The organism is Mesobacillus sp. (assembly GCF_049588175.1).
Taxonomy (GTDB): Bacteria; Bacillota; Bacilli; order Bacillales; family Cytobacillaceae; genus Mesobacillus.
This window is the reverse complement of sequence record NZ_JBAVFI010000665.1, coordinates 1-3,568: the sequence shown is the minus strand read 5'-3', so window position 1 is coordinate 3,568 and position 3,568 is coordinate 1. Positions and strand designations below refer to the sequence as shown.

Genomic DNA, 3,568 nt, shown 5'->3' with positions numbered 1-3,568 from the left:
CTTTCCGCTTCCTGCAGGCCTTCACTGATTTTATTCAACCCTTCTTTTCCTTCACCAAGTCCAGACTCCAGTGTTTCAGCCTGCTTGGAAACGAAGAAGTCATCAATTGGTTCTCCCGTCGGTCTTGTTACAGAGCGCACAGTATCGACTAAATCAACCTTTTCTAACTCCTGGCTGATTTTTTCTGCCAGTTCAATGTATTCAGCTGAATCCATTCTTTCATCATTTTTCAAAATAACCTGTGTTGGCATTGATTCCCCTGGTCCAAAGCTATCAGCAATGGCATTGAACGCCTGGATGGAATTCACATCACCGCTGATTTCGTCCAATGAGTTGTAGCTAAGCTTACCATCATAGGCAACCAGGAACGGTACACACACTGCAGCCACAATCAGTAATGCCAGGAACGGGCGTGCAAGTGAAAAGCGTCCGACCGTGCCCCACAGCTTGCTTTCACCATGCTCAGCACTGCTTTTCGAAGGCCAGAAAATCTTTTGGCCTAAAACTCCCATGAAAAACGGCACGATGGTGAACAATCCAATTAGCAGGAACGCCACACCAATAGCTACAGCTGCGGCGGATTTATATAGAATGAACTGTGAAAACCCAATCGCAGCGAAACCGATCATAACCGCCAAACCGCTGAAAAAGACCGTTCGGCCTGCGTTTTTATAGGTTGCAACAATGGCTGCCCCCACGCTTTCATGGTGTGCCAACTCTTCTTTAAACCTGCTTAACAGCAAGATACAGTAGTCTGTACCGATTCCGAACAGCACCGCAACAAGGAAGATTTGAGTATAGTTGGACAATGGGAAGTCCACTTTATCGACTAGTACGGCTACTACTGATTGAGAAACCAGGTAGGCAAAACCCACTGTTACTAGCGGGATAATTGGTGCAATGACCGACCTGAACACGAGCAGAAGAACGACGAGGATAAAGACAACCGTGATTCCTTCTGTCTTCTTTACCCCTTCTTCTGAGCTGGTCATTAAGTCTTCATTGATCAGCCACTGGCTTGTATAGTAATGGTCTACTTTCACATCTTCAATTGTGTCATATAGAAGCTTGCTTACTTCTTTTGGTTCGCGGTCATTCCAGCTGACGGTCACCTGAGTTAGTATCGACTTACCGTCCTCAGAAACTAGCTGATCCTTCAGGCTTTTCTCGTTAAAATGAGTAAGGATATCAGTAATACCAATCTCATTACTATTTTCTTCAAGCTTCCGGATTGCTTTCTCAGCTTCCTTGATTTCCTCTTCACTAAGCTTTTTCTCATTATGAAAGACTAGTGCGACCTTGGTTTCATCCCCGCCGCCCTCCTGCTTACGAACGTCATCCATAATTTTACCGGCCATAGTTGATGAGTACTCATCCGGCACGGTAATCTGCCCTTTTTCACGCACCAATTCCGCCATGTTCGGGGCTGCCATAAACAGCCCTGCCGCAACCAATATCCACGCGATGATCACAAACCATTTTTGTTTTATTATTAAGTTCACGTTTATTCCACCTTACTCTTTCTTTCTAGTAAAATTTCATTTACTTTGTCATACGTCTTCAAGAACTGGACAATTTCACTCTGCTCGAATCTTGAAATAAAGGATTCTACCAGTGAGTGGATGCGCTCCTCTGTTTTCCGATACAATTCATTTCCTTTGTCAGTCAGCGTCAAATATACAACCCGGCGGTCATTTTCATCGCGGGTACGTTGGATCAGTCCCTTTTCCCACATACGGGTAATGATGGCTGTAATCGCACTTTTCTTTACATCAAATACTTCAGCAAGCTCAGATGAGGTACATGTGCCAACCTTGTTGATATACCTTAATGTGTAGTGCTGGTCATTCGTTAAATCCGATCCAATCTGCTCTTTCACAAGGCCTTCGGCAATTTTGTTAACGGAAAAGGATACATTGATATAATGATCCACCAATTCCTTAATCGACTTTTCACACATATTTATATATTCACCTCGCAAAAAACTTATTCATTCGTTTAACTGTTCAACTGTTTAACTATTAACCTTTTTAACTTTAATACGATTGGTTTTTAGTGTCAATATTTTTTGTCAAAAGAAGAGACTGCCCTTTTTGGACAGTCTCTCAGATTTAAAACGTATTATATATATTTTCGCACTCGGCACCTGTTGGTTCGTAAAAACAATGAAGCTTGAAGCGACCTGAAAAAGGCTGATTATACCATGTTGGCGGACAGTCCCCGGGCGGCCGGAAATACCATAAACTGAATTTCGCCGGCCACAGACGTTCGCCCTTGATTGCCCGTCTTGCGAGCCTTCTATCAACTTCCCTCGCCCGCTGATAAAAATATCCTTTTTGGACAGCTTCAAAAGCGTGTTCCTGATAAACCATCTGCGGGATCGTCCTCAAATTTTTAAAATCCGAACAATTAGCTCTTATTCGGTTAATTCCTACATTTCCAACCATCAGCATTCCCTGCTGGCCTTCACCTTCAGCTTCCGCTCTCAACAGCCGCGCCAACAAATTCAAGTCCGCTTCTGTATGCTTTACTACTGCCATGGCATAACCTCCACCAGTTTATTACTACATCATATTTTCGTTTGGCTTGGGCTATACGGATTTATTTTAGAGCCATTCTCATTTCCTCTTTTTCAGCGGAGAAGCTTATTTGCGAATTAAAAATGGGCAAGCAGCAGGTTCGGTCATTCAGGCAATCGAGATCAGTAAACAACAGCTGCATGAAACTGAAACAAAAAAAGAACCTTGCAGACATTAAACTGCAAGGCTTTTGTTTTTGTTTATGCTTTTAAGACGTCATGGTCAACATAACGCTCGCCATTCAGCTCACTGATAACATTGATGGCAACCTTGGCGCCATCTCCGGCAGTGATGATGGTGTGCATGCTGACGCCTGCGCACGTTCCTGCTGCCCAAACGCCTTCAACATTTGTTTTACCAGCTGCATTGACTTCAAAAATGGTCTTGATTCTTGGCTCTGTGCCATCCTTTGTTAATAGGCCAGACGCTTCAGCAACATCTGTCATCATGCCCGTTGCCAGGATGACATGTTTTGCTTCGAATTCGCCGTTTTCAGTGGCAATTTTCACACCATTTTCTGTCTTGTTTACTGACGTTACAGTTGTTTCCACAAACTCTGCCCCGAATTTTTTCGCCTGGCTGATTCCTGTTTCAACTAAGTCTGGACCAGTAACTTCAGGTGCGCCGTAGTGATTTTCAATCCATGCACGCTTCGTTACGCTTTTATTGCTGTCAAGAACGACTGTTTTCTTGCCTGCCTTTGCTGTAAAAATGGCTGCACTTCCGCCAGCAGGGCCTGCTCCGATAATGGCTACATCATACATAGGAAAATTCCTCCTTTATTTCAATTCATTTCTATCATATCAAACTTTAATTCTACATACTAAATATTTTAAACTAGGACATTCGCGGTAAAAAAACTCATCACGGTGGATGAGTTCAACCTGCTATTCTACTTTTATCCGCGGATCAACGGCCCCATATAAAATATCCGCAATCAGGTTGCCGATGATCATGATCGTTGAAAAGAGCATCGTTAAATTCATAAC

General features: G+C 43.3%; 4 protein-coding genes and 1 pseudogene. All 5 read right to left on the bottom strand.

Translation table 11 applies throughout. From position 1 onward, the window contains the following. Nucleotides 1–1,502, bottom strand: a 1,502-nt coding sequence (locus tag WB217_RS16220) for an MMPL family transporter (RefSeq protein ID WP_423994297.1), incomplete at its 3' end; no start/stop codon positions are given. A gap of 2 nt (nucleotides 1,503–1,504) precedes the next feature. Further along, the gene (locus WB217_RS16215; protein WP_423994296.1) at nucleotides 1,505–1,960 is read right to left on the bottom strand and encodes a MarR family winged helix-turn-helix transcriptional regulator; all 456 of its coding nucleotides are present in this window, start codon (nucleotides 1,958–1,960) and stop codon (nucleotides 1,505–1,507) included. A gap of 151 nt (nucleotides 1,961–2,111) precedes the next feature. Then, nucleotides 2,112–2,540, bottom strand: a complete 429-nt coding sequence (locus WB217_RS16210) for a cell wall hydrolase (RefSeq protein ID WP_335428735.1) — start codon at nucleotides 2,538–2,540, stop codon at nucleotides 2,112–2,114. Nucleotides 2,541–2,779: 239 nt separating this feature from the next. Further along, nucleotides 2,780–3,343 (bottom strand): FAD-dependent oxidoreductase, encoded by a 564-nt coding sequence (locus WB217_RS16205; protein ID WP_423994295.1) that lies wholly within the window; start codon nucleotides 3,341–3,343, stop codon nucleotides 2,780–2,782. A gap of 123 nt (nucleotides 3,344–3,466) precedes the next feature. Beyond that, nucleotides 3,467–3,568: pseudogene (locus tag WB217_RS16200) on the bottom strand (ABC transporter permease); the annotation flags it as partial.

Bases quoted from the DNA above. Each gene is read 5' to 3' on its own strand.
- WB217_RS16215 (WP_423994296.1), bottom strand. From the start codon at position 1,960: ATGTGTGAAAAGTCGATTAAGGAATTGGTGGATCATTATATCAATGTA.
- WB217_RS16210 (WP_335428735.1), bottom strand. From the start codon at position 2,540: ATGGCAGTAGTAAAGCATACAGAAGCGGACTTGAATTTGTTGGCGCGG.
- WB217_RS16205 (WP_423994295.1), bottom strand. From the start codon at position 3,343: ATGTATGATGTAGCCATTATCGGAGCAGGCCCTGCTGGCGGAAGTGCA.